A 259-nucleotide genomic window follows, 5' to 3' on the forward strand; every position below is an offset into this window, starting at 1 on the left:
GATGTCGACGCACACCACCAGCTGGCTCGAGAAGCGGCGGCCCAGGCGATCGTGCTGCTCAAGAACGAAGCCGCGACCCTGCCGATCGCCGCGACCGACTCGATCGCGATCATCGGGGCGTTCGCGACCACACCCCGCTACCAGGGCGGGGGGAGCTCACACGTCAATCCCACGAAGGTCGATGTCCCGCTGAACGAGATCCGCGGTCACACGGACGCGGACGTTGTCTTTGCCCACGGCTTTACGGTCGACGGCAGCG

General features: G+C 66.8%; 1 protein-coding gene. It reads left to right on the forward strand.

The window, feature by feature from the left end:
- Window positions 1–259 (forward strand): glycoside hydrolase family 3 C-terminal domain-containing protein (locus KVT44_RS56290; protein ID WP_217577029.1); only part of this gene is annotated, 259 nt, incomplete at both ends.

Origin of the sequence: Streptomyces sp. GbtcB7 (assembly GCF_019091445.1) — a bacterium.
GTDB lineage: Bacteria > Actinomycetota > Actinomycetes > Streptomycetales > Streptomycetaceae > Streptomyces > Streptomyces mirabilis.